Below are 22,965 nucleotides of genomic sequence, written 5' to 3'. Positions count from 1 at the left end.
CCGGACGATTCAGATGAAAAAAAAACGCCACGATCGTGGCGTTTTTTTCGAGCTTCGTTAAAGCAGTCAAAGCATCACGACGGCTCGAGCTTCATCCGCTGCAGCTTGTTATAGAGCGTCTTCGGGCTGATGCCCAGCAGCGTCGCCGCGCGATGGCGCGTGCCGCCGACCGCCTCGAGCGTCGCACGGATCAGCATGTCCTCGACGTCGGCCAGCGCCGTGCCCACCGTCACCTGCACGCTGCTGCCGTTCAGGCCGCGTCCGCCGAGTCCGCCCGGTTCATCGACGCGCAAGGTCTCGATGGTTTCACCCGACGCGTGATAGGCGCGCCGCACGCGCTCGCGCATCTCGCGAACGTTGCCTGGCCATTCGGTCGCGAAGCACTCGCGGATGAACGCGGGACTGACGCGCTTCGGCGATCCGCTCGTGATCCCGGCAATGTGATTCTCGCGGTTGAGCTCGTCGACGAGCGCTTCGGCGATGAGCGCGATGTCGTCGTCGCGTTCGCTCAGCGGCGGCAACAGGATCGACGAGGCCGACAGCCGCTGGAACAGGTCTTCACGCATCGCACCGCTCGCGACGGCCTCGCGCATCGGCGTGCGCGACGCGGCGATCAGGCGGAAGTCCGTCATGATCCGGTTGCTGCCGCCCACCCGCATGAAGGTCTGCGAATCGAGCGCGCGCAACAGCGCCTCCTGCTGCGGCGCCGGCAGGGAATCGATCTGGTCGAGGAACAGCGTGCCGCCGCCCGCCTGTTCGAGCAGGCCCGGTTCGCGATGCTCCGCGCCCGCGTAGGCATTGCGCTCATGGCCGAAGAGGATGCTTTCCATCGTGCGCTGCGGCGCCTCGCCGGCCGTGCCGGAATGACGGTACGCGGAGCAGTCGAAGGTGACGAACGGTCCTTTGCGGCGACGGCTCAGCTGATGAATCGTGCGCGCCGCGATCTTCTTGCCCGTGCCCGGCTCGCCGCAGATCAACACGGCCGCCTCGGTCGGCGCGGTGTGTTCGATGAGATCGTAGACGTGCTGCATCGCCGCACTGCGTCCGGTCATGTCGCCAAAGTGGCCGAGTTCGCGCAGCGTGGAGCGCAGCGCCTGCACTTCCTCGGTGAGTTCGTACGGACGCGGGATGCGCGCGAGCAGGCTGCGCAGGCGCGGAATGTTGACCGGCTTCAGCAGATAGTCCCAGATGCCGTGCCGCAGACCCTCGATCGCGCTTTCCACGGTCGCGTTGCCGGTCATGACGATCACCGGCAACGCGCCGTCGGGCGGTTGCGAGGGCAGGCTCGGCAGCAGATCGAGGCCGCTGCCGTCCGGAAGATTCAGGTCGATCAGCACGACATCAGGGATGAAGCGCGTCAGCGCGGAGCGTGCCTCGGCAAGGGTCGTCGCCGTGTCGACGGAAAAACCATCCGCCGACAGGATCGCGGACAAACCTGAGAGGCTATTGGGATCGTCTTCGACAATCAGGGCGTGTGGCATGGCTGACCAATGTCTCAAAGTGGACTGTAATGCACCATCGCTGCGTGCCGGCCGCAACGGCGCTGCACGGGACTCCGGTGTTTCGTGGGCGGGCGGCGCTGCCGTTGTCTGACTCCGGCGCCCGACCCGCTGCGGTTCTCGTCCTGCGTTACTCGTGTGTCATCTGTTCCCCGGTGACCGCCTCAACGCGGCCTGAGATGCAGCTCATTGCTGACGGAGCGCACGCCCGGCACGCCACGGGCCACGGCCAGGGCGCGCTCGATCTGCGCATCCGATTCCACATATCCCGCAACCTGCACCACGCCGCGATAGGTCGCGACGCTCACCGGCAACGATCTCAGCTGCGGATCGGCGGCCAATGCCTGCTTCACGCGGGCAGCCAAGGTCGCGTCATCGGGCGCCGGCTGGCTGGAAGCGGGCGCTGCGGCCGGCGGCGTCGACTTGCATCCCGGCAACGCGAAGGGCGGCAGCGCGAGTGCCGCCACAATCAACAACCGGTTCGTGATGGGACGCGGTCTTGGCATGTCGGCTCTGAAATCGTTATCGCAGCTTTTTAGCAGAAACCGTGCCACGCGGTTGATTTTTCCGATCGTGGCCGGACGGGTAGCCTTTGCGGGGATTGGCTCGTCGGAGGCGCTCTCATCGAATGAGGGCCCGAGCGGTAAAGTTTGCCTGAATTTGTCAAAAAATTCATGCAAAAGAAAAAGCGCCCGTGGAAGGGCGCTTGTTCAGGGAGCCGTCGCGGAGGTTGCTGCGTGCGAGGCTCCTGGGTGCCGTGCGACGCTTAAGCGCGGCTGCGGTACTCGTTCGTGCGCGTGTCGATTTCGATCTTGTCGCCGATGTTGCAGAACAGCGGCACTTGCAGTTCGAAACCGGTGTTCAGCTTGGCGGTCTTCAGCACCTTGCCCGACGAAGTGTCGCCCTTCACGGCCGGTTCCGTGTAGATGATTTCGCGCACGAGCGTGGTGGGCAGTTCGACCGAGATGGCCTTCTCGTTATAGAACACCACTTCGCAGGCCATGCCGTCTTCGAGGTAGTTGAGCGCGTCGCCCATCATTTCGGCTTCGACTTCGTACTGGTTGTAGTCAGCGTCCATGAAGACGTACATCGGGTCAGCGAAGTAGGAATAGGTCACTTCCTTGCGATCCAGCACGACGACGTCGAACTTGTCGTCCGCCTTGTAGACCGTTTCCATGCCGGAGTTCGTCAGCAGGTTTTTGAACTTCATCTTGACGACCGCGGCGTTGCGGCCCGACTTGTTGTACTCGGCGCGCTGCACCACCATGGCATCGCTGCCGATCATGACGACGTTGCCGACGCGGAGTTCTTGTGCGGTCTTCATAAAACTGGGTCCTGTACGAATGGATAGGGCTGAATGCCTGGATGATTCGATCCGGCAGCGGCGCTCTGCCGCCACGCGTGAATGCTTGTCAACGAGGAAGGCTGCTTGCCGGGCGACGTATCCCGTTGCTTTGACTGCCGCGCGATACCGGTGCGCTGGCCAGAACCTGCAACCGCCTGTCCGTTGCCTACTCGCGCTTGCTTCCTCGGATAACCGCTTATTTTAACTGAGTTTTTGCCCGTTGGGCCAGTCGGATGACGCGCACGAAGGACGCAGCGCAAGGCAGGGCGCGGGCGGCGTCGGAGTTCTCACCCGCGAGGCAGGCGCGCAAGCACATGCGTGACGAGATTCGCTGCCAGGTCGCCGATAGCCGCCAGCTCACCGGCCCAGCTCGCAGCGCGGGCCTCCTGCGCCCGGCGATGACGCGAGAAATCGGCCCAGTCCGGCGTTCCCGCGCCGTTCCACGCGTGCCAGAAGCGTTCCGTCGAAGCCCGCGCCGAGGCATCGAGCGCCTGCGTGTAATGGGCCAGAGCGGCATCGAGTTTGGGGAGATGGGCGTCGTCGGCTTGCGGATAGATGTGCCAGACAAACGGCTTGCACGCCCATTGCGCCCGCACGAACGAATCCTCACCGCGCACGAAGTTGATGTCGGCGGCCCATAGCAAGGCGTCGAAACGCGGCTGCTCGACGAATCCCAGCGCGTGCGCCCGCAATGCGCCCGCGCGTGCCGTCGTGCCCGCCGCGAACCGCGGCACACCGAAGAAGCGCGCCAGCGCGCCGGAGATGCGTCCTTCTGGCACGAGCAGCACGACCGGCTCGGCGCCGTCGCGCCACTGCGCGAGCAGGCTGTCGACGGCAGGGTTCTCGTAAGCGAACAGGGAGATGACGGTGCTGTCGGCGCCCGGCGGCTCACCTTGCACGTGTTCGCGCCACCAGGCGGGCGCATCGAAGGCCAGGCGTCGCGCGTCGAGATCGCGTTCCTTCAGTACGCCGCCCGTGCCTGCGCCCAGGCCGGGAAAGAAGAACGTCTTTTCGAGCGGATAACGCGGATGCGGCGAAGGCCGCGTGTGAAAGTCCGCGACCCAGTCTTCGCCGCTGAGGTACTCCAGATTCACCCAGACCGGCTTGCGCGCGCGCCGCGCCATCGCGGCGACATAGGCGGGCGGCAGTTCGCACGCGAACGCCTCGATCACGACGTCCGCGATGTCGAGCCTGTCGCCGGCATGCGCGGGATCGTGCCAGTGCTCGATCACGACGCCCAAGGCTTCCTGTCGCGCAAGCGTGGCGTCGACGGCCGGACAGAGGGCATGGAAGACTTTCAGATCGTCGACGAAGAGCCGCACGCGCCAGCCGTATTCCGCTTGCAGCTGCCGAGCGAGCCGCCAGCAGACGCCGATGTCGCCGAAATTGTCGATGACCGCGCAAAAGATGTCGCAGGCGAGTTCCGGGGTGGCGGACGGCGTGGGCGGCTGCTCGGACATGGGGCGTTGGCGCGCGGCGTAATGTTCTAAACTGGCGATTCTAAGACAACGACCGCGGCCCTGGCGCCCGCGCGCGCCTCCCCATCCAGGCTTCGCGCCGCTCCTCGCGCGGGACACTCGCGACTTTCGCTGCATGACTGACTCCGCCGCACACGAATCCGCTTCCGACGCGGAGTTCGACCCGAAGAAGACCCTTGCGCAACTGCCCCATTTGCCGGGCGTGTACCGCTACTACGACGGCGGCGGCAACGTGCTGTACGTCGGCAAGGCGCGCAATCTGAAGAAGCGCGTGTCGAGCTATTTCACGAAGACGCTGCATTCGCCGCGCATCGCGATGATGGTGACGCGCATCCGCAAGATCGAAACCACCGTCACGCGTTCCGAAGCCGAAGCGCTGCTGCTCGAGAACAACCTGATCAAGGCGCTCGCGCCGCGCTACAACATCCTGTTCCGCGACGACAAGTCGTATCCGTTCCTCAAGCTCACCGGCCACACGTTTCCGCGCATGGCGTACTACCGCGGCGCGGTCGACAAGAAGAACCAGTATTTCGGACCGTTTCCGAGCGCGTGGGCGGTGCGCGAGAGCATCCAGATCCTGCAGCGCGTGTTTCAGTTGCGGACCTGCGAGGACTCGGTGTTCAGCAACCGCACGCGGCCCTGCCTGCTGCATCAGATCGGGCGCTGCACCGCGCCGTGCACCGGACTCATCAGCGAGGAGGATTACGCGCGCGATGTCGCCAATGCGTCGCGCTTCCTGCTCGGACGGCAGGGCGAGGTGATGAAGGAACTCGAGCAGAAGATGCACGCCTTCGCCGCCGATCTCAAGTTCGAGCAGGCCGCCGCGGTGCGCAACCAGATGAGCTCGCTGTCGACGGTGCTGCATCAGCAGGCGATCGAAGTGGGCGGCGAGAGCGATGTCGATATCCTCGCGGTGGTCGCGCTGGGCGGCAAGGTCTGCGTGAATCTGGCGATGGTGCGCGGTGGCCGGCATCTCGGCGACAAGGCCTATTTTCCGACGCATGTTGAAAGCGCGTTGTCGCTGGGCGACGAGGACGAATTGTCGGAGTTGCCCGAACTGCTCGAAGACGCGCCGGTGGAGGCGGCCGCTGAACCTGCCGCTGCGCCGGTTGAAGCGGCCGTGACGGAGCTCGAAGCGGATGCCGCCGCCGTGGAGAACGAAGCCGAAGCCGAAGCCGAAGCCGACTCGCAACCCCGCGAAAACGCGCTCGAAGCCGAAGTGCTGGAAGCGTTCATGGCGCAGCACTACATCGGCAACCGTGTCCCGCCGGTGCTCGTCGTGAGTCACGCGCCGTCGAGCCGCGATCTCGTCGACCTGCTGATCGAGCAGGCCGGCCACAAGGTCACGTTGCTGCGCCAGCCGCAAGGGCAGAAGCGCGTATGGCTCTCGATGGCCGAGCAGAACGCGCGGCTCGCGCTCGCGCGGCTGCTGTCGGAGCAGGGTTCGCAGCAGGCGCGCACCCGCGCGCTCGCCGACACGCTCGGCATGGAGATGGACGACCTCGCGCAACTGCGGGTGGAGTGCTTCGACATCAGCCATACGATGGGCGAAGCCACGCAGGCGTCGTGTGTCGTGTTCCATCATCACAAGATGCAGTCGGGCGAGTATCGCCGCTACAACATCACCGGCATCACGCCCGGCGACGACTACGCCGCGATGCGCCAGGTGCTCACGCGCCGCTACGAGAAGATGGTCGCGCAGGCGGCCGCCAACGCCACCGACGAAGCCGCCATCCTGCAGCCCGGCGATGCCGCCGATCCCACCGTCACGCCCGATGGCGCCGAGCCGGTCGCGGCGGGCGGCACGCTGCCGACCATCGTGCTGATCGACGGCGGCAAGGGCCAGGTGGAAATCGCCAGACAGGTGTTCTCGGAACTCGGTCTCGATCACGGCATGCTGGTCGGCGTCGCGAAGGGAGAAGGGCGCAAGGTCGGACTGGAGACGCTCATCTTCGCCGACGGCCGCCCCGCGCTCGAACTGGGCAAGGAAAGCGCAGCGCTGATGCTGGTCGCGCAGATCCGCGACGAAGCTCACCGCTTCGCGATCACCGGCATGCGGGCCAAGCGCGCGAAAGCCCGTCAGACTTCGCGGCTGGAAGAGCTCGAAGGCGTCGGTGCGAAACGGCGTCAGCGGCTCCTGTCGCGCTTCGGCGGATTGCGCGGCGTGCAGGCGGCGAGCGTCGAGGACCTGGCCAGTGTCGAAGGCATCTCGCTTGCGCTGGCACAGCAGATCTATCGTCAGTTGCATTGAGCCGGCACCGGCGCGCCTCGCGACAGCAAACCCGTCGCGGGGCGCGCCGGCCCGGGTCGCTGCCTTGTGAGCGCGGGATCCACGCGGCACAATGGCGGCTCCCTTACATGTCCTTCACTCGCCTGCGCCCATGCCGTTCAATCTACCGATCTTTCTGACATGGCTGCGGATCGTGCTGATTCCGCTCGTCGTGGGCGTGTTCTATCTGCCGGACATGATGATGAGCCCGGAGCACCGCAACCTGCTCGGCATGCTGATCTTCGTGCTCGCCGCGCTCACCGACTGGTTCGACGGCTTTCTTGCACGCAAGCTCAACCAGACGTCGGCATTCGGCGCGTTCCTCGATCCTGTCGCCGACAAGCTGATGGTGACCGCCGCCTTGCTCGTCCTGGTGCAGCTGTCGCGGTTGAACGCGGTGATCGCGCTCGTGATCGTCGGACGTGAGATCACCATCTCGGCGCTGCGCGAATGGATGGCGCAGATCGGCGCATCGAAGAGCGTCGCGGTGAATCAGCTCGGCAAGTTCAAGACCGTGTGCCAGATGGTCGCCATCCCGATGCTGCTGTTCTACGGTCCGCTCAGGATTACCGGCACGCAATGGATGATCGACACGCGTGTGTGGGGGCTGTGGCTCATCGACGTCGCCGCCGTGCTCACGGTCTGGTCGATGCTCTATTACATGAAGCTCGCGTGGCCGCAGATTCGCGAACGGGGCGGCATGCTGTGAGGCGTCCGTCGCGGAAGAGGCTCAGATGCGTGTATGCGGAAAATTGCGTCGAAACGGAAAATTCCTCTCACAAAACTGTTGACAGGCTTCTTTAGCTTCTACATAATCTCGTTTCTCTGATGCACGGCACGACGCAAACCAGCGAAGTGCGGTAAAAATGTGCAGCAGGCGCAGCAGTAAAAATGCGGGAGTAGCTCAGTTGGTAGAGCGCAACCTTGCCAAGGTTGAGGTCGCGAGTTCGAGACTCGTCTCCCGCTCCAGATCAGAAGGTTTCCGATGTGGTCAGCGCTGAAGCAAAGCGCGCGTGACGCCGGAAGCAGCCGTACAAGTAACACCAGCAGCATTGCAGGACATTGCGGGAGTAGCTCAGTTGGTAGAGCGCAACCTTGCCAAGGTTGAGGTCGCGAGTTCGAGACTCGTCTCCCGCTCCAATCAAAGGGGAAGCCAAGCTTCCCTTTTTGTTTGGTGAAGAAGCCGGCGTATGACCGGCAGCCGGAACCGCATACGGCGCGGTAGCAAAGCGGTTATGCAGCGGCCTGCAAAGCCGTTTAGACCGGTTCGACTCCGGTCCGCGCCTCCACTCGAAAAGCCCTGATCCGTCAGGGCTTTTTCTTTTTGCTTGCAGGTTTTCGCCAATCAGCTTGCGCGCATGACCGCGTCACGGTTTATTCGCGGCCGCACATCGCGCTGCATAATCGCGATACTCCTCGCATCCGGAATCCCATGACCGACCGACTCTCTTCACTCGAATGGCGCTGGAAGGCCTTCGACGACCTCTCGACCGCCGAGGTCTACGACATGCTCGCGGCGCGCAGCGCGGTGTTCGTCGTCGAGCAGAACTGCGTGTATGGCGACATCGACGGTCTCGATATCGATGCACGGCACCTGCTGGCCTATGGCGCCGGCGAGAACGGCCAGCGTCCCGCGCTCGCGGGTTATCTGCGCGTGTTGCTGCCGGGAACGCCGGACGACAGCGAGAAAGACGTGCGCATCGGCCGCGTGCTGACCACGGCCAAGTTTCGTGGTCTCAAGCTCGGCAACGCGATGCTCGAACGCGCGCTCCAGCACATCCTCGCGCAATGGCCCGACGAGCCGATCAGCCTGCACGCTCAGGCCCATCTCCAGCGTTTCTATGGCGCGTTCGGTTTCGTGGCGTCGTCGGGGATTCACGACGAGGACGGCATCCCGCACGTCTGGATGCGCCGTCCCGGCTTCGGCTCATGACGCGACCGCGTCTGTCTTGACCTTCGCGCCGCCGGGCGCGGCATCGACGCCGCGTCCGCGTTCCTTGCGCAGGCGCGTGCGCGCCGAGAGCCGCATCCAGTGACGCAGCGCGATCAGCGCGCCGATCACGCTCATCATCGAACCCGGAATCCATAGCAGAAGGCCGCCGATCTGCTGGTCGCGCATCGGCGTGATCCACGTGAATGCGCGACCGCAGATCGAATAGATCGGATAGAGCTCGTGCGGCGTGAAGAAGATATACGCGCCCAGGATGATCTGCGGCGGAATCGCGGCGATCACGATCAGGATCCGCCTGCCGGGCGCGAGACGCGCGGGCGGCGCCGGACGCGGATCGAGCACAAGCCACCAGAACAGCAGGCCGTCGATGACCATGCTCCAGTTCATCACGCGATAGAGCCGGGCATCCAGCATCGCCTTGAAGTGAATCGGCGAGAGCAGCCAGAAGTAGATCAGCCCGACGAACAGCACGACCGCCACCACCGGATTGAACACGACGGCGAAGAATCCGCGCGCCACGCTGCTTTGAGCCGCCGGGCGCAGCCAGCGCCTGCGCCAATTGAACGGAATGCCCGCGCGCAGCGCCGCGCCGGGATACGACAGCGCAATGAAGAACGGCCCGAGGTGATGCAGCACCAGATGCTGCAGCCGATGCATGAAAAACTCATGCTCGAAGAAGTAATCGAGCCGCGTGTGCAGCGCCACGTAGAGCGCGCCCAGGCCGAACCAGAACGCGATGCGCCGCGCCAGCGTCACGCGCGCATGCCGCGCGCCGCGCGCGAACAGGATGCCGGCGGCGAGCACCGCGATCACGACCGTCGGCGACGGCTCCCAAGGGTCGAGCCAGTAGAGCAGGGTGTGCATGGTCAGGAAGCCTTCGCGTCGATCACGCGTTTCAGATCGGTCGCGATGGCGTCCGCGGAATCCTGCTCGGTGGCGAGCAGGCGCGCGTGGCCTGCGGCGTCGAAGATGTAGACGGCGGAGCTGTGCGTGACCTCGTACGCGCCGTCCGGTGCGCGCTTTTCCATCTGATACGCCACGCGATAACGCTGCGCGACCCGCTCGATGGCGCGGTCGGTGCCGGTGAGGCCGACGGCGTGCTTGTCGTCGAAGGCGCGCACATAGGAACGCAGCAGCGCGGGCGTGTCGCGGGCGGGATCGACGGAAATGAATACGATGCGCGCCTTGTCCGCGTCCGGGCCGACGCGCTCCAGCACCTGCATCAGCCGCGCCATGGTTTCCGGGCAGACATCCGGACAATGCGTGTAGCCGAAGTAGACCAGCGTGGTCCGGCCCGTGAAGGACGCGCCGGTAACGGGCTGGCCGCCGTCATCGACGAGCGAGAAGTCCAGGTCGGGCAGATGGCCCGAGACATCGGTCAGATGCCAGGGTTCGGCGGGCTTCGAGCAGGCGGCGAGCGCGCACACGGTCAAAACGCCGGCGATGAACCGCCGGACAAGAAAGGCTGGGAACGAAGCGTGCATCGGGATTCGTCTTGCAGGATGATTCGAGGACAACGTCGCAAAATACACGCCTTTTGCTTGATGGCCGGCAAAACATCACGTCGCCCCGGCTTTTTCGAGACGATTTGCCGCACGTTTCAAGCGCGCTGAAAGACCCTGCGCCGGTATTTGTAAGATAGCGGCTTGCTTGCCCGAAAGCCCTCAGGCGGTAAGATGCCCACACTTCGCGCATGTCTGGCGGCGTCTGTCGAGGGTGTCGCCAGCCAAACACCAGGCCCAAAATCGATGCAAATTCTCCCTGATTCCCTCTCGCTCGCCGAGACTGCCTTCTTCTTCGATTTCGACGGCACGCTGGTCGAACTCGCCTCCACACCGGACGGCATTTTCGTGCCGCGTTCGGTGCCCGACATCCTCGCGGCGCTCAGGCGCGCGACCAACGGTGCGGTGGCGGTCGTGTCGGGGCGCGGCATCGACAATATCGACTCCTTCCTGCACATGCCTGACCTGCCCGTCGCGGGCATGCACGGCGCGGAGCGGCGCGACGCCAACGGCGACCTGCAGCGCATCGGCTTCAACGACGAACGCCTGCTGCGCATGGAACACGAGCTGGAGAAGGTCGTGAGCGCGAACCCCGGCATGCTGCTCGAGATAAAGGGCGCGGCGCTGGCGCTGCACTATCGCAATGCGGCCGAACGCGAACCCGCCGCGCGCGCCGCCACCGAGCGCCTCGTGCAGCAATACGCCGACGCCTACGTGCTGCAACCGGGCAAGATGGTCTACGAGATCAAGCCGAAGGATGTCGACAAGGGCCGCGCCGTGCGCGCCTTCCTGGCAGAGCCGCCGTTCACCGGACGCCGGCCCGTGTTCATCGGCGACGATCTCACCGACGAGAAAGGCTTCGCGGTGGTCAACGAGTTCGACGGTCTCTCGGTCAAGGTCGGTCCCGGCGATACCGTTGCGCGGGCGCGCATCGAGTCGGTCGAACTGCTGCTCGACTGGCTGCAGGTCATCTCGGGCACGGCGGGGAAGCACGCGTGAGCCGGCTCATCATCGTGTCGAACCGGGTGGCGCCGATTTCCGAAGGCGGCCCGGCAGCGGGCGGCCTGGCGGTCGGCGTGTACGACGCGCTCAAGGAAACCGGCGGCATGTGGTTCGGCTGGAGCGGCGACGTGCTGTCTTCACCCACGGACGCCCAGTCCCACAATCAGCTTGGCATCAAGCTCGAGGAACACGGACCGGTGACGTTCGCGACCATCGGTCTGTCGCGGCGCGACTACGACCAGTACTACCGCGGCTTTTCCAACGCGACGTTGTGGCCGGCGTTCCACTATCGGCCCGACCTGATCGAGTTCGACCGCAACGAATTCGACGGCTATTGCCGCGTGAACCGCTGGCTTGCCGCGCAGCTCGCGCCGCTGCTCAAGCCCGACGACATCATCTGGGTCCACGACTACCACCTGATTCCGTTCGCCCAGGCATTGCGGGCGCATGGCGTGACGAACCGCATCGGCTTTTTCCTGCACATTCCGTTTCCCGCGCCGCAGATCCTGCTTGCCGTGCCGCGGCATGGCGAGCTGATGGAAGCGCTGTGCGCGTTCGATCTGCTCGGCTTCCAGACCGAGCCCGATCTGCAGGCGTTCTGCGAATACATCGTGACGGAGGCGGGCGGCGCGGTCACGCGCAACGCGGCGCAGCCCGCCGGGATTCGCGCGTTCGGGCAGAGCCTGCGCGCGGCGGCGTATCCGATCGGCGTCTATCCCGATGAAATCGCCGCGCTGGCGAAGGACGGCGAAAGCGGGCGCGACGTCGAGATCGTCAAGGCGACGCTGCATCATCGCAAGCTCGTGATGAGCGTCGACCGGCTGGACTATTCGAAGGGTCTCGTCGAGCGGTTTCGCGCGTTCGAACGCCTGGTCGAACACGATCCGCATCAGCGCAACAACGTGTCGTTCCTGCAGATCGCGCCGCCGACGCGCTCGGACGTCGATGCCTATCGCGACATCCGCCTGCAGCTGGAAGCGGAGTCGGGCCGCATCAACGGGCGCTACGCCGAGCTCGACTGGACGCCGATCCGCTACATCCATCGGCAATACGAGCGGCCGGTGCTCGCCGCGTTGTTCCGCGAGGCGCACGTCGGCCTCGTCACGCCCTTGCGCGACGGCATGAATCTGGTGGCGAAGGAGTATGTGTCGGCGCAGGATCCGGACGATCCCGGCGTGCTGGTGCTGTCGCAATTCGCGGGCGCGGCGCGTGAACTGACGGCGGCGCTGATCGTGAATCCGCTCGACATCGACGGCATGGCCGATGCGCTCGCCACGGCGCTCAAGATGCCGCTGGCCGAGCGCCGCGCGCGTTACGACGAGATGATGCAGCAGCTGCGCGACAACAACGTCTCGGTCTGGCGCGACAACTTCCTGCACGATCTCAACGCGGGCTGAAGCCCGCTGAGGCGGGACAAGCCCGCTCAGGCGGGTTGCTTGTGCGGCGTCGAGACGATCGACGGCAGCTTGCCGTGCTGCTTGGCGAGCAGTTCGCGATACAGCCCCGGACGGTCGCGCAGCTCTTGCGGCGAACCGTCGTCGATGACCTTGCCCGCGCTCATCACGATGATGCGGTCGAAGTTTTGCAAGGTCGAGAGACGGTGCGCGATCGCGATCACCGTGCGGCCGACCATCAGGCGGTCGAGCGCCTGCTGGATCGCCTCTTCCGACGCGCTGTCGAGCGCAGAAGTTGCCTCGTCGAGCAGCAGGATCGGCGCGTTCTTCAGGATGGCGCGCGCAATCGCGATGCGCTGGCGTTGCCCGCCGGACAGCTTGACGCCGCGGTCGCCGACGATCGTATCGAAACCTTCAGGCATCGCCTCGATGAAGTCCGTGCAGCGCGCCTCGCGGGCGGCGGCGAGCACTTCCTCGCGGCTCGCCTCGGGACGGCCGTAGGCGATGTTCTCGAACACGGTGCGGTGGAACAGCGAGATATCCTGCGGCACGAGCGCGATCGAATGGCGCAGGCTGTCCTGCGTGATCGAGCCGATGTCCTGGCCATCGATCCTGATGCTGCCTTTCTGGGTCTCGTAGAACCGTTGCAGCAGCGCAAGCACGGTGGATTTGCCCGCCCCCGACTTGCCGATCAGCCCGACGCGCTGGCCCGGCTCGATATGCAGCTGGAAGTTGTCGAGAATCGGCCGGCGGCGCGGATACGCGAACGTGACGTTTTCGAAGTCGACGCGCCCGCCTTGCGGCACGAGTTCCGTTGCATCCGAGCGATCCGGCATGCCGTGCGGCTCGAGCAGCGTCTGCACGGCTTCGGCGAGACGCGCGACGTGCTGCGTGACATCCACCAGCGCCACGGCGAGATCGCGCGTGCCATGCAGGATCGTGAAACCGAGCGAGCTGACCAGCACGATATCGCCCGACGTCGCCTGGCCTTTCGACCACAGCCACAAGGCCCAGCCGAGCAGGCCGGCGGAGAGGATCGCCGTGACGACCGCATGGAACAGGCGCAGCTTTTCGAGGTACAGCAGGCTCTGCTGGCGCGCAACCATCTCGGCTTTCACGGTCGAGCCGAAGCGTTTTTGCTCGCGAAACGTCATGCCGAACGCGCGCACCAGCGACATGTTGCCGATCACGTCGACGAGTTCGCCATCCACCGACGCCGCCTTCGACGCAAAGTTGTGATGCCGCGCCGAGCCGCGCTTGGCGAGGCGGTAGAGGATCAGCGCCAGAACCAGCGATGCGGTCATCAGGCCAGCGGCCATCCACGGATTCACCGCGACGATCATCACGATGGCGCCCAGCACCGCGATGCACGGCGGCAGGACGTTCCACGCCATGACGTTTTCGGCGGTGTAGATGGCGTTCGAGGTCGCGGTGATCCGGCTGGCGAGCATGCCGGGCTGCTTCTCAGAGAAGTAGGTGGGCGAGTGGCCGGAGAGATAGGAGAAGAGATCCTTGCGCAGATCGCCGGTGACGATCACGAACACATGGGCGCCGACCCAGCCGCCGACCCGCCACAGCAGGTTGTCGGCGGCGATCAGGCCCACCAGGATCATGAACGCGCCCCACAGCGGGCCGGGGTGTCCGCGCCCCTGGCCGAGCACGTCGATCAGATGCTTGATCGCGTATTGCGAGGCGAGGGCACAGCCCACCGCGGCGAACACGCTGAAGAGCACGATCGCATGGGCGACGGGATGCCGGCGGATGTAGCGCAGCAGGAACGCGAGCGGATGATGCGCGTAGCTCGAAAGCTTCGCGTTGTACGCGTTACGCTGGGAGACGGTGAGTTGGTCCAATGGTCTTTTTTGGTCGTAGAGCGGTTGAGCGTGTTGCGCCTTCGGGCACGTCCGCTGAAACTTCCGCGGCTTTCGAAATCTGGCCCGCCACGGGGCGACCGACGTCAATCAAGCGACGCTGCGCCGTCTCCATCACTGGATTGTAGCCAGTATCGCGGACGGGCAAGGCGTCTTCGGGTCGCCGATATCCGGCCCATGTGGGCCGCCGAACATCGCTGCAGCGGTAATTCGGGTGGCGATCCATCGGTAATGACAGCGCCGAGTGTTTGCCGACCTTTGTCCGGTTCACCGTCTGTCCGGCATTGGGCGTCGGCGGGCATTGTAAGTACTTTGGGCAACTTTTTGCGCCCAATCACTCGCATGACGGCAACGAGCGGCGAGGCCAGCAGCGATAAAAGCACGTGGCGCGCCAGCGCCGGGCTTCGCACTGAATCTCCGGCTGACGCGGCCTCCGGAGCAGCCATGCCGTACCGCCTTTCCCGGAGACCCTGTAAAACCCGTCCTCCAATGTAGAACAACCTTAATAAACAGGGGTTTGCAAAATGTATCCCTCTTGTAACAACGTAAATAAGTTGAAATGACTGCCGCTACGCGCGTGTAAAAAGCTCCATAATTCGCTCCGGGTTTCTCCCTAGGCCGTAGACAGCTTTTTGCAAGTGCCGTCAACCGTCCAGTTGCAAGCGCGTTAATTGCAGGCGCGCGGCATCTTTGAGATCTGGAACTGCACTTGCTTTGTCCGATCGACCGCGCAGGAACCAGTGAACAGCGACCCCGCTTCTTCACTCGAGCATCAGCCTTTGCGCCGCGGCCCACGCGCCGCGGAAAGCTTCGCCCGAGCCGAGCGATTCGCTCCCGACGTCAAAACGACTGTAGTTTTTAGCCTGACCTTTCATTAGGAGTTTCACGACATGCGAATCGCTCAAATCGCGCCCCTCCACGAAGCTGTTCCGCCGAAGCTGTACGGTGGCACGGAGCGCGTGGTGTCTTATCTGACTGAGGCACTCGTGGAAGCCGGACACGATGTCACGCTCTTCGCGAGCGGTGATTCGCAGACGTCCGCGAAGCTCGAAGCATTCTGGCCGCAGGCATTGCGCCTCGACCCGACCATCCGCGACGTGATGGCCCCGCACATGCTGCTGCTCGAGGAAGTGTGCCGCCGCGCCGAAGAATTCGACGTGCTGCATTTCCACATCGACTACTACCCGTTCTCGCTGTTCGCGCGCCAGCCGGTGCCGTTCCTGACGACCATGCACGGCCGTCTCGACCTGCCCGAACTGCAGCCAATCTTCAACACGTTCAAGGACGTGCCGGTCATCTCGATTTCGGACAACCAGCGCCAGCCGCTGCAACAGGCCAACTGGCTGTCGACCGTGTATCACGGCCTGCCGGAAAACGTGCTCACGCCGATCCCCAATGTGGAGCCGGGCTACCTCGCGTTCCTCGGCCGCGTTTCGCCGGAGAAGGGCCTCGACCGCGCGATCCGCATCGCCGGGCAGGCAGGCATGAAGCTCAAGGTCGCTGCCAAGATCGACAAGGCTGACCGCGCCTATTACGAAGAAACGATCAAGCCGCTGATGGCGCTCCCGCACGTCGAGTACATCGGCGAAATCGGCGAATCCGAAAAGCGTGAGTTCCTCGGCAACGCGCATGCGCTGGTGTTCCCGATCGACTGGCCGGAGCCCTTCGGCCTGGTGATGATCGAAGCCATGGCCTGCGGCACACCGGTGATCGCGTTCAACCGCGGTTCGGTGCCGGAAGTGATCGAGAACGGCGTGTCGGGCTTCGTCGTGGAAGACGAACTGAGCGCGATCGCCGCCGTCAAGCGTCTCGATACGCTGCCGCGCGAGAAAGTCCGCGCCGCGTTCGAAGCGCGCTTCTCGTCGAAGGTGATGGCGGCGAACTACGTCAGCGTGTACGAAGAGATGCTGCGTCAGAAACGCCGCACCGTGCTGCGCGAAGTCAACGCCAGCTAAACGGGCGCCGCCCGGGTTTCACCCGGGTGCGGCGTAAGTTGCAAAAAACGCCCCGCGCGCCTCAAGGCACGCGGGGCGTTGTCGTAATCAGACACAGTCGGGAGCGCACGGCAAGGTTCTTGGAGCGCCAGACCGCGCTACGCTCGTGGAAACCTCTGACGAGATCCGTAATCTCCCTATAATGGCCCGGACTTCGCATTGCGCGGGGCAGCCCAGCATCGTACGTGGACAGGAGTTTCTTTTGGCGAGAACCAGGCAAACCAGCGCGAGCCCCGCACCCGGCGCCGGCACGGTCTTCGCACTGCGCGCCATCGGACTGGTGCTGGCAGCGCGCTGGGCGTTATCGATGTCGCAGATGGGCTATCTGTCCTCGCTGCGCGCCATGACCTCGTCGCCGTGGGCGTGCGTGAACGTCGTGCTGATCTTCCTGCTGGTCGTGCTGCCCGGCGCGAAAGCGCGGCTCGAGCGGCCGCTCCATCCGCTGCCGCAATGGCTGCGGCAAGCGCTGCGGCTGCTTGCGCTCCTGACCTTCGGTTTCGCCATGTTCTCGGTCGGCGCCTTCATCTGGGCGTCCGGCGGACGCAGCTTCATCCATGCGCTCACGGAGACGAACGGCTGGCTGCTGGTCGGCCCCGCGCTGTATGCGGTCGTCATGTGGATCTGCCGTCCGCGCGCGCTGTGGCGCACCAACATCGCGGCGCGCCGCTTCGCCATCGGCCGCTACGCCATTTCGCTCGATCCCGTGACGCGCACCGCCGTCGTCTGGGCCGAAAGCCGCAAGCTCGGCCAGTACGATGCGCGCGAACTCTCCCTCAAGTGGGCCGAGCCGCCCGAGCGCGCCGCGCCTTCGGCCAATCTGCTCGCACCCGCCACCGAACCCGCCACGCCCGCCGTCCATGCGCGCGGCGAGGTGCGGCGCGGCCTGTTCGCGCGGCGCGCCCGAGTCGAATTGCTGTGGGATTCGCCGGCCGCGGCAGGGCACAATCGCACGACGGTGTTTCGCGCGCCGATCGCTCGTGAAAGCGACCGCCAGGCCGCCCGTTCGCTCGATACGACGTTGCGCCAGATCTGACGCGCGCCGCCTACCTCGCCTCGCCGCAAGTACGTACACGTCTTTCGCCTTGTTCTGTTGCAGTGGGAGGAAAGCATGCTGATACGCTGGATGCTGGCCGCGCTTCATCTGCTGGGTTTCGGCTTCGCGCTCGGTTCCGTGCTGGCGCGCGCGCGTGCGTTGCGGCGGCTCGACGCCACGCAGTCCGTCCAGGCCAACGAACTCCGTCTGCGCGATGTCTTCCGCTCCGACACGGTCTGGGGCATCACGGCGATCGTGCTGATCGTGACCGGCGCGATGCGCGCCTTCGGTGGCTTCGAAAAGGGCGCGGCCTACTATCTGCACGAGCCGCTGTTCCACCTGAAGATGACGGCGCTCGTCGTGATCCTGCTGATCGAAGTGTCGCCGATGCTCGCGCTGATCCGCTGGCGCGTGGCGCTGGCGCAGGGCGGGCCGATCGATCTCACGCGCGCCCGGCGTTTCGCGTGGATAAGCGATCTGGAAGCGGGACTCGTGATGGTGATGGTGATCGCGGCGAGCGGCATGGCGCGCGGGATCTGGGCGTCGTCGGGCGGATGATGACGACGCGAAAATGAAAAAAGGCTCAGGTCGTGAAACCTGAGCCTTTTTGATCTTCGGTGCTTGTCTTTACCAACACCAGAATCCTGGTGGGTAGTACTGGGATCGAACCAGTGACCCCTGCCGTGTGAAGGCAGTGCTCTACCGCTGAGCTAACCACCCGAAGAGAGACGAGATTATGTCAGGCGTTCTGCATCTCGTCTAGCCCCTCTTTAAGCAAATCCGAAAATAATCACGCAGCGACTGCATCGCCTTCCGCCGATGCCGGCGCGGGTTCCACCCGCCAGACGCTCGTGCCCTTGATGGCCCGGTCGAGCTCGTTGAGCACGGCCTCGTGCGCCGACACTTCGTCCGCGCTTGCCGCGATCACCGGCAGGTCGAGATCGTCGAAGGCTTCGCGCGGCGTGGCGGACGCACCCGCCGCCGGCTGTTCGCCCAGCATGTCGATGACGAGGCTTTCCTGCCCGCGCGTCATCGCCAGATAGACCTCCGCGAGCAGCTCGGAGTCGAGCAGCGCGCCGTGCAGCGTGCGATGCGCGTTGCTGATGCCGAACCGGTCGCACAGCGCATCGAGCGAGTTGCGCTTGCCAGGGAACATCTGCTTGGCCTGTGCGAGCGAATCGATCACGCCGCCCACCGTCTCCTTCACCTTCGGCAAGCCGAGCAACGCAAACTCCGCGTCGAGGAAGCCGACGTCGAAGGGCGCGTTATGGATGATCAGCTCCGCGCCCGCGATGAAGTCGCGCAGTTGCGCCGCGATCTCGGCGAACTTCGGCTTGTCGCTGAGGAACTCGGTCGTCAGGCCGTGCACCGCGAGCGCGCCAGGGTCGCTGTCGCGTTCCGGATTCACGTAGAGATGCAGGTTATTGCCGGTGAGCCGTCGATTGACCAGCTCGACGCAGCCGATTTCGATGATCCGGTCGCCGGTCCGTGCATTGAGGCCGGTCGTTTCGGTATCCAGTATCAGTTGGCGCATGGGATGTCTTGGATTCGGTGATTCGTGCTGCGGATTAGCTGTCGGCGAGCGAGGTCACGCCGCGATTGGCGAGCGCGTCGGCGCGTTCGTTTTCGGGATGGCCCGCGTGTCCCTTGACCCAGCGCCATTCGATGCGATGCTGCGCCACGAGTGCGTCCAGCCGTTTCCAGAGGTCGGCGTTCTTGACGGGCGTCTTGGCGGCGGTCATCCAGTTCTTCTTCTTCCAGCCGTGGATCCATTCGCTGATGCCTTTCTGGACATATTGCGAATCGGTGTGGATCACGGCCTGGCACGGACGCTTCAGGGCTTCGAGCGCGGCGATCACCGCCATCAGTTCCATGCGGTTGTTGGTCGTCGCGGCTTCGCCGCCGAACAGTTCCTTCTCCAGCGTGCCGAAGCGCAGCAGGGCGCCCCAGCCGCCGGGACCAGGATTGCCTTTGCAGGCGCCGTCCGTGTAGATGTCGATTACGGTGTTCGATGCAGATTCGTCAGTCATCAAGGCTCGATGGAAGTCTCGTTGCGCGTATGCGGAGCGGCGACCGGCGCGAGGCCGGCGGCGAGCGCGGATTTTTTCAGCTTGCGCGGGCCGATCAGGCGCATGCCGCGCACGCGCTTCACGGCCGTGATCATGTACGCCGCGCCGAAGATGGGCCACCAGCGGTCGCCGGCGGGCTCCATGAATTGATAGCGTTGCAGCCACTTGTCGGTGACGAGCGGCGGACGATAGCAGCCGAAGCGGCCGCGTTCAAGGTCGAAGCCGAGCAGCTTGATCCAGTCCTTGATGCGCGTGAACGCGATCATCTCGTGCGCCGACGGCACGAACGGCCGGCCCGCCACCTTGCCGAGCGATTGCCGCGCGCCCCACAAACTCAGCGAATTGAAGCCGAGGATGATCAGCTGGCCTTCCGGCAACAGCACGCGCTCGGCTTCGCGCAGCAGCCGATGCGGATCCGGCGAGAATTCGAGCGTGTGCGGCAGCACCAGCAGGTCGACGCTCTGTGCTTCGAACGGCAGGTCGAGCAGGTCGCACCAGACGGTGCTGCGGCCGTCGGGCGCGCTGGCGGCGGGCAGGGCGCTGACGCCGGGCGTGGTGGCGCGCGGCGGGATGTATGGCGCACTGGATGCGCTTTCGGCGTCGAGCACGAGCGCGCGGCCGGTCATGCGGTTCTCGCGCAAGGCGTCGAGCTGCGGCATGCCGAGCTGCAGCGCGTGATAGCCGAAGATGTCGGACACCACGTGATCGAGCTGCGCCTGCTCCCAGTCGAGCACGTAGCGCCCGGGCGCAGAGCTCGTCCAGGTGGGCCAGTCTATAATCGCTCGGTCAGACATGTTCGGGTTGACGCATAGATGATCGCTATGGAATCGCTTGACGGAAGCTCGCGGGCTCACGGGCCTGCTCAGGGGCCAGCTCACGGTGCACTGGAGTACGTGCCGGTGCCGGCGTTCGAGGACAACTACATCTGGCTCGTCTCGGACGGCCGCGATGCAGTGGTGGTCGACCCGGGCGACGCCGCGCCCGTCGAGGCATATCTCGCCAAACGCGGCTGGCGGCTGACCGCTATTTTACTCACGCACCATCATCAGGACCATGTCGGCGGCGTGAAAGCGCTGCTCGATCGCCGATCGGCCGAGGGCGGCGTTCCGGTCTACGGCCCGGCCAGCGAGCGCATCGAGCATCTGACGCAGCGCCTCTCGGGCGGCGACCCGGTGAACGTCGCGCACCCCGCGCTCGCGTTCTCCGTCATCGATGTACCGGGCCATACGGCCGGCCACATCGCGTATTTCCAGGCGGCCGATCCGCACGGCACGCCCCATCTGTTTTGCGGCGACACGCTGTTCGCTAGCGGCTGTGGCCGCCTGTTCGAGGGCACGCCGCAACAGATGCTTGCCTCGCTCGACGCGCTTGCCGCGCTGCCGGACACCACCCAGGTGCATTGCGCGCACGAGTACACGCTGTCCAACATCCGCTTTGCGCGCGCGGTCGAGCCGGACAACGACGCGCTCGCGCGCTGGGACGCCGCCGCGCAGGCGTTGCGGGTCTCCGGCAAGCCGACGCTGCCGACCACCCTCGCGCACGAGAAGACGGTGAATCCGTTCCTGCGCGCGGACATCCCGGCCATTCACACGCGGCTGGCAGAGCAGTTCGGCGCACCGGTCGCCGACCGGCTGGAGGCATTTCGCATGATGCGCGGCTGGAAAGATAAGTTCCGTTGAGCCGGATTTTTCGGGTCAAGTTAATCCGAAACGTTGGAAACGCTGTTAGATCGCGGATTTTGCAGGGCTTTCGCGTGCGTTTTTATTGACGTACTTGGTGTGGTTCCGTACCATCGGCTGCAAATTTCCAAGCCTCATCCTTTGGAAGCCGAGACGTTCCATGCGACTAATTCTTAGCGCGCTGTCCGTCCTGATGCTCGCCGCGTGCGCGAGCCAAGGGCCGACGGCGTCTGATCCTCTTCTCAACACACCCGCCACAGCCTCCGAGCAACAGCAGCAGAAAGTAGCCGATACCATCCGTCGCACCGCGGCCGCCAAGGAAACCATCGACGTCGACAAGACTCCGGTCACCTCGCTGGTCGGTTCCGCCGATCTCTGGAGCCGCATTCGCGCGGGCTTCCAGATTCCCGATCTGCAGAGCGACCTGGTCGACATGCAGGTCAACTGGTACGCGCAGCGCCCGGACTATGTCGAGCGCATGACGGGCCGTTCGCAGAAATACCTGTATCACATCGTCGAGGAGCTCGAGCAGCGGCACATGCCGACCGAGCTGGCGCTGCTGCCGTTCATTGAATCGGCGTTCAATCCGCAGGCGCTTTCGGTGGCGAAGGCCGCCGGCATGTGGCAGTTCGTGCCGGGCACCGGCCGCGACTACAACCTCAAGCAGAACATGTGGCAGGACGAGCGCCGCGACGTGCTGGCCTCGACCAGCGCCGCGCTCGATTACCTCTCGCGTCTGCACGACATGTTCGGCGACTGGCATCTCGCGCTCGCCGCGTACAACTGGGGTGAGGGCAACGTGCAGCGCGCGATCGCGCGGAACGAGGCCGCGGGCCTGCCGACCGACTACGAAAGTCTGCGCATGCCCAACGAAACCCGGAACTACGTGCCGAAGCTGCAGGCGGTGAAGAACATCGTCAGCAATCCGCAGATGTACGGGCTCACGCTGCCGGACATTCCGAATCACCCGTACTTCGTGACGGTCACGACGGCACGCGACATCGACGTGACGATGGCCGCGAAGCTCGCCAGCATGAGCGTCGAGGAGTTCCGCTCGCTGAATCCGTCGTTCGCGAAGCCGGTGATTCTCGGCGCGACCAACCCGCAGATCCTGCTGCCGTTCGACAACGCCGCTTCGTTCCAGCGCAATCTGACGTCGTATTCGGGGCCGTTGTCGTCGTGGACCACGTACACCGTCACGGAGCGGGCGCGTCCCACTGCGATCGCCGAGAAGATCGGCGTTGATGCGGACACGCTGATGTCGGTCAACCGCATTCCGGCGGGCATGCGCCTGAAGCCTGGCTCGACGATCGTCGTGCCGCGCACCGATGACGACGACGAAGACATCAGCGCCGATGTCGCCGCGAACGCGACGCTGGCCGTCGAGCGCGACGTGCCCGACACGCGCCGGCTCGTGATCCGCGTGCGCCGCAAGCAGTCGGTGTCGACGCTGGCCGACCGCTACGATGTATCCACATCGCAGGTGAAATCCTGGAACCGCACTCGCGGCGACATGTTCATGCCGGGGCAGGTGGTCGTGCTGCACGTGCCGTACGGCCGTCCGGTGCCGGCCGAGCCGGGTCCGGTGCGGGTCGAGACGGTGGCGGCGTCGAGCCGCTCGTCGGGCGGAGTGTCGAAGATCGGCACGCGCGTGCCGGAATCGAAGTCGCGCGGCAAGGCGCCTGCGCATTCGTCGGGCAAGGTGACCAAGGTGTCGGCACCCAAGCCCGCCGCCGCGAAAACCACCGTCAAGCACGCTGCCACGAGCACGAAGACGAGCAAGAAGAAGTAGCGTCGGGCGCGAGTCGCCGGGTCGCTATCCCACGCCGTCACCAAGGTGACGGCGTTTTCTTTTGCCGGCCCCGATTAAACTGGCGGT

At 64.9% G+C, this 22,965-nt stretch carries 20 protein-coding genes and 4 tRNA genes; 13 read left to right on the top strand and 11 right to left on the bottom strand.

Features of this window, described 5'->3' with window-relative positions:
• Nucleotides 1-74 precede the first annotated feature (74 nt).
• The 4 genes from QCE64_RS08870 to earP all read right to left on the bottom strand — a co-directional run bounded on the left by QCE64_RS08870 (nt 75) and on the right by earP (nt 4,304).
• Nucleotides 75-1,481, bottom strand: a complete 1,407-nt coding sequence (locus tag QCE64_RS08870) for a sigma-54 dependent transcriptional regulator (RefSeq protein ID WP_309809117.1) — start codon at nt 1,479-1,481, stop codon at nt 75-77.
• Nucleotides 1,482-1,663: 182 nt separating this feature from the next.
• A complete protein-coding gene (locus QCE64_RS08865) occupies nt 1,664-2,005 on the bottom strand; it encodes a BON domain-containing protein (RefSeq protein ID WP_309917368.1) in 342 nt (113 codons plus the stop codon).
• A 260-nt stretch (nt 2,006-2,265) separates the two neighbouring features.
• Nucleotides 2,266-2,823 carry an elongation factor P gene (gene efp / locus QCE64_RS08860; RefSeq protein WP_309917365.1) on the bottom strand — a complete coding sequence of 186 codons (558 nt, stop codon included), beginning with the start codon at nt 2,821-2,823 and terminating at the stop codon, nt 2,266-2,268.
• A gap of 308 nt (nt 2,824-3,131) precedes the next feature.
• Nucleotides 3,132-4,304 carry an elongation factor P maturation arginine rhamnosyltransferase EarP gene (earP, locus tag QCE64_RS08855; RefSeq protein ID WP_310003472.1) on the bottom strand — a complete coding sequence of 391 codons (1,173 nt, stop codon included), beginning with the start codon at nt 4,302-4,304 and terminating at the stop codon, nt 3,132-3,134.
• Nucleotides 4,305-4,437: 133 nt separating this feature from the next.
• On the opposite strand from earP, the gene uvrC reads away from it, so the two are divergent.
• The 6 genes from uvrC (at nt 4,438) to QCE64_RS08825 (ending at nt 8,524) form a co-directional block, all read left to right on the top strand.
• On the top strand, nt 4,438-6,573 hold the full coding sequence (gene uvrC / locus QCE64_RS08850; RefSeq protein WP_309917359.1) for an excinuclease ABC subunit UvrC: 2,136 nt from the start codon (nt 4,438-4,440) through the stop codon (nt 6,571-6,573).
• Nucleotides 6,574-6,703: 130 nt separating this feature from the next.
• Nucleotides 6,704-7,300: a CDP-diacylglycerol--glycerol-3-phosphate 3-phosphatidyltransferase gene (gene pgsA, locus QCE64_RS08845; protein ID WP_309917355.1), complete on the top strand. Its 597-nt coding sequence runs from the start codon at nt 6,704-6,706 to the stop codon at nt 7,298-7,300.
• Nucleotides 7,301-7,484: 184 nt separating this feature from the next.
• A tRNA-Gly gene (locus QCE64_RS08840) sits at nt 7,485-7,560 on the top strand.
• A 95-nt stretch (nt 7,561-7,655) separates the two neighbouring features.
• Nucleotides 7,656-7,731: transfer RNA gene (locus tag QCE64_RS08835), tRNA-Gly, on the top strand.
• Between the two features lie 75 nt (nt 7,732-7,806).
• Nucleotides 7,807-7,880: transfer RNA gene (locus QCE64_RS08830), tRNA-Cys, on the top strand.
• Nucleotides 7,881-8,023: 143 nt separating this feature from the next.
• Nucleotides 8,024-8,524, top strand: a complete 501-nt coding sequence (locus tag QCE64_RS08825; protein ID WP_309917353.1) for a GNAT family N-acetyltransferase — start codon at nt 8,024-8,026, stop codon at nt 8,522-8,524.
• Here the strand turns inward: QCE64_RS08825 and QCE64_RS08820 are convergent.
• Both QCE64_RS08820 and QCE64_RS08815 read right to left on the bottom strand, forming a co-directional pair.
• Complete coding sequence (locus tag QCE64_RS08820) at nt 8,519-9,406, bottom strand: cytochrome c oxidase assembly protein (RefSeq protein ID WP_309917351.1); 888 nt, start codon at nt 9,404-9,406, stop codon at nt 8,519-8,521. The genes QCE64_RS08825 and QCE64_RS08820 overlap by 6 nt on opposite strands.
• A gap of 2 nt (nt 9,407-9,408) precedes the next feature.
• Nucleotides 9,409-10,026: an SCO family protein gene (locus tag QCE64_RS08815; protein WP_309930462.1), complete on the bottom strand. Its 618-nt coding sequence runs from the start codon at nt 10,024-10,026 to the stop codon at nt 9,409-9,411.
• 264 nt (nt 10,027-10,290) lie between these two features.
• Here QCE64_RS08815 and otsB point away from each other — a divergent pair, with 264 nt between their 5' ends.
• Complete coding sequence (gene otsB, locus QCE64_RS08810) at nt 10,291-11,043, top strand: trehalose-phosphatase (protein ID WP_309809095.1); 753 nt, start codon at nt 10,291-10,293, stop codon at nt 11,041-11,043.
• Nucleotides 11,040-12,443: an alpha,alpha-trehalose-phosphate synthase (UDP-forming) gene (gene otsA, locus QCE64_RS08805; RefSeq protein WP_310003470.1), complete on the top strand. Its 1,404-nt coding sequence runs from the start codon at nt 11,040-11,042 to the stop codon at nt 12,441-12,443. The genes otsB and otsA overlap by 4 nt, the downstream gene beginning before the upstream one ends.
• A 26-nt stretch (nt 12,444-12,469) precedes the next feature.
• On the opposite strand, the gene QCE64_RS08800 is transcribed toward otsA, so the two are convergent.
• Complete coding sequence (locus tag QCE64_RS08800) at nt 12,470-14,293, bottom strand: ABC transporter ATP-binding protein (protein ID WP_309917345.1); 1,824 nt, start codon at nt 14,291-14,293, stop codon at nt 12,470-12,472.
• A 908-nt stretch (nt 14,294-15,201) separates the two neighbouring features.
• Here QCE64_RS08800 and QCE64_RS08795 point away from each other — a divergent pair.
• The 3 genes from QCE64_RS08795 to QCE64_RS08785 all read left to right on the top strand — a co-directional run bounded on the left by QCE64_RS08795 (nt 15,202) and on the right by QCE64_RS08785 (nt 17,896).
• Entirely contained in the window at nt 15,202-16,266 is a 1,065-nt protein-coding gene (locus tag QCE64_RS08795; RefSeq protein ID WP_309917344.1) for a glycosyltransferase family 4 protein, read from the top strand.
• 241 nt (nt 16,267-16,507) lie between these two features.
• Complete coding sequence (locus tag QCE64_RS08790) at nt 16,508-17,338, top strand: hypothetical protein (RefSeq protein WP_309917342.1); 831 nt, start codon at nt 16,508-16,510, stop codon at nt 17,336-17,338.
• A gap of 75 nt (nt 17,339-17,413) precedes the next feature.
• Nucleotides 17,414-17,896, top strand: a complete 483-nt coding sequence (locus tag QCE64_RS08785; protein WP_310003467.1) for a DUF2214 family protein — start codon at nt 17,414-17,416, stop codon at nt 17,894-17,896.
• Between the two features lie 87 nt (nt 17,897-17,983).
• Here QCE64_RS08785 and QCE64_RS08780 read toward each other — a convergent pair.
• From QCE64_RS08780 to QCE64_RS08765, 4 genes are all read right to left on the bottom strand, one after another.
• Nucleotides 17,984-18,058 (bottom strand) — tRNA-Val (locus tag QCE64_RS08780).
• 70 nt (nt 18,059-18,128) lie between these two features.
• Nucleotides 18,129-18,872: a DNA polymerase III subunit epsilon gene (gene dnaQ / locus QCE64_RS08775; protein WP_309917336.1), complete on the bottom strand. Its 744-nt coding sequence runs from the start codon at nt 18,870-18,872 to the stop codon at nt 18,129-18,131.
• 34 nt (nt 18,873-18,906) lie between these two features.
• Nucleotides 18,907-19,368, bottom strand: a complete 462-nt coding sequence (gene rnhA / locus QCE64_RS08770) for a ribonuclease HI (RefSeq protein WP_309809081.1) — start codon at nt 19,366-19,368, stop codon at nt 18,907-18,909.
• Nucleotides 19,368-20,201 (bottom strand): class I SAM-dependent methyltransferase, encoded by an 834-nt coding sequence (locus QCE64_RS08765; RefSeq protein ID WP_309917334.1) that lies wholly within the window; start codon nt 20,199-20,201, stop codon nt 19,368-19,370. The genes rnhA and QCE64_RS08765 overlap by 1 nt, the downstream gene beginning before the upstream one ends.
• A 27-nt stretch (nt 20,202-20,228) precedes the next feature.
• On the opposite strand from QCE64_RS08765, the gene gloB reads away from it, so the two are divergent.
• Together gloB and QCE64_RS08755 are read left to right on the top strand one after the other, a co-directional pair.
• The gene (gloB, locus tag QCE64_RS08760) at nt 20,229-21,086 is read left to right on the top strand and encodes a hydroxyacylglutathione hydrolase (RefSeq protein WP_309917331.1); all 858 of its coding nucleotides are present in this window, start codon (nt 20,229-20,231) and stop codon (nt 21,084-21,086) included.
• Between the two features lie 160 nt (nt 21,087-21,246).
• A complete protein-coding gene (locus QCE64_RS08755) occupies nt 21,247-22,878 on the top strand; it encodes a transglycosylase SLT domain-containing protein (RefSeq protein ID WP_309917328.1) in 1,632 nt (543 codons plus the stop codon).
• Nucleotides 22,879-22,965 lie beyond the last annotated feature (87 nt).

The organism is Caballeronia sp. LZ043, from assembly GCF_031451075.1.
Taxonomy (GTDB): Bacteria; Pseudomonadota; Gammaproteobacteria; order Burkholderiales; family Burkholderiaceae; genus Caballeronia.
This window is presented reverse-complemented; position numbering and strand designations above follow the sequence as displayed.

What these genes read in the sequence shown, in the direction of transcription:
- QCE64_RS08870 (WP_309809117.1), bottom strand. Translation starts at nt 1,481, where the DNA reads ATGCCACACGCCCTGATTGTCGAAGACGATCCCAATAGCCTCTCAGGT.
- QCE64_RS08865 (WP_309917368.1), bottom strand. Translation starts at nt 2,005, where the DNA reads ATGCCAAGACCGCGTCCCATCACGAACCGGTTGTTGATTGTGGCGGCA.
- efp (WP_309917365.1), bottom strand. Translation starts at nt 2,823, where the DNA reads ATGAAGACCGCACAAGAACTCCGCGTCGGCAACGTCGTCATGATCGGC.
- earP (WP_310003472.1), bottom strand. Translation starts at nt 4,304, where the DNA reads ATGTCCGAGCAGCCGCCCACGCCGTCCGCCACCCCGGAACTCGCCTGC.
- uvrC (WP_309917359.1), top strand. Translation starts at nt 4,438, where the DNA reads ATGACTGACTCCGCCGCACACGAATCCGCTTCCGACGCGGAGTTCGAC.
- pgsA (WP_309917355.1), top strand. Translation starts at nt 6,704, where the DNA reads ATGCCGTTCAATCTACCGATCTTTCTGACATGGCTGCGGATCGTGCTG.
- QCE64_RS08825 (WP_309917353.1), top strand. Translation starts at nt 8,024, where the DNA reads ATGACCGACCGACTCTCTTCACTCGAATGGCGCTGGAAGGCCTTCGAC.
- QCE64_RS08820 (WP_309917351.1), bottom strand. Translation starts at nt 9,406, where the DNA reads ATGCACACCCTGCTCTACTGGCTCGACCCTTGGGAGCCGTCGCCGACG.
- QCE64_RS08815 (WP_309930462.1), bottom strand. Translation starts at nt 10,026, where the DNA reads ATGCACGCTTCGTTCCCAGCCTTTCTTGTCCGGCGGTTCATCGCCGGC.
- otsB (WP_309809095.1), top strand. Translation starts at nt 10,291, where the DNA reads ATGCAAATTCTCCCTGATTCCCTCTCGCTCGCCGAGACTGCCTTCTTC.
- QCE64_RS08795 (WP_309917344.1), top strand. Translation starts at nt 15,202, where the DNA reads ATGCGAATCGCTCAAATCGCGCCCCTCCACGAAGCTGTTCCGCCGAAG.
- QCE64_RS08785 (WP_310003467.1), top strand. Translation starts at nt 17,414, where the DNA reads ATGCTGATACGCTGGATGCTGGCCGCGCTTCATCTGCTGGGTTTCGGC.
- dnaQ (WP_309917336.1), bottom strand. Translation starts at nt 18,872, where the DNA reads ATGCGCCAACTGATACTGGATACCGAAACGACCGGCCTCAATGCACGG.
- rnhA (WP_309809081.1), bottom strand. Translation starts at nt 19,368, where the DNA reads ATGACTGACGAATCTGCATCGAACACCGTAATCGACATCTACACGGAC.
- QCE64_RS08765 (WP_309917334.1), bottom strand. Translation starts at nt 20,201, where the DNA reads ATGTCTGACCGAGCGATTATAGACTGGCCCACCTGGACGAGCTCTGCG.
- gloB (WP_309917331.1), top strand. Translation starts at nt 20,229, where the DNA reads ATGGAATCGCTTGACGGAAGCTCGCGGGCTCACGGGCCTGCTCAGGGG.
- QCE64_RS08755 (WP_309917328.1), top strand. Translation starts at nt 21,247, where the DNA reads ATGCGACTAATTCTTAGCGCGCTGTCCGTCCTGATGCTCGCCGCGTGC.